The organism is Synechococcus sp. R8-2 (assembly GCF_047461715.1).
In the GTDB taxonomy this organism is placed as follows: Bacteria; Cyanobacteriota; Cyanobacteriia; order Thermostichales; family Thermostichaceae; genus Thermostichus.
In genome coordinates, this window is the sequence record NZ_JANSHQ010000741.1 from 1 (window position 1) to 766 (window position 766).

The following is a 766-nucleotide window of genomic DNA, read 5'->3' on the forward strand; positions in this document are numbered from 1 at the left end:
GGGGTTGGAGCTCTGGCCTTTGTTGCGGTACTTAGGATTGATGGTCAAGGTGCCGGATCCCAAACCCCGCTGCGCCAAGAACTCCAGGTTGCGGCGGCGCATGGTGGTGTCGTAGTCGTTCTTGACGCGATCTTCGAGGATGGCCACCTGCTGCAGCGCGCTCAGCAAGATAGCAGCAGCTTGCTCGGAGGTGTAGCCATTCTGGGAGGCATAGCGCACGGCAAACTCGTCGGCTGCTACCTGGGCCTTCTGGCCCTTCTCCGCTTTGCGCAACAGAAACACCGCTGACGCGGCCAAGCCTGCTGCTAAGCCAACGCCGAGGTTATCTCCCATCTGCAGCTCTACCAAAATGCCCATGCTGCCGGCCCCGATCAAGGCGGGATACAGCAACAACGCCGACCAGTTATCCCCCAAAGCCAGCTCTGTGGCCATCACCGCTTCTCGCAAGAAGTAGATCTTCTGCTGGTCAGGGCTCAGCTTCTGCCAACGGCTGAGGTCAATGGCAAAGCGAGAGTACTTTTGCCAGGGGAAGCGCCACAACGGCTGCACAACCCGAGACTGGTCAGGGGTGCCGATCTCGATCTGCACTTCAGGGCGGATCTCCACTGGGAGAAACTGGATCAGGCGGTCAAAGTCGGAAATGGTATACATGCTGGCACAGTGCGGCTAAGGGAGCGGCTGGAGAGGATTACCCATAGTAAAAGATTCTAGCCTTCCTTGCAGGCCAGCTCCAAGCAAGCTTTTTGCAATAGGGCTGGCGGCAGAG

The 766-nt window shown here is 58.5% G+C and carries 1 protein-coding gene; it reads right to left on the minus strand.

What is annotated here, in order from left to right:
- Positions 1-651 (minus strand): DUF3318 domain-containing protein (locus NW819_RS14380; RefSeq protein ID WP_414407623.1); only part of this gene is annotated, 651 nt, incomplete at its 3' end.
- Between the last annotated feature and the right edge of the window lie 115 nt (positions 652-766).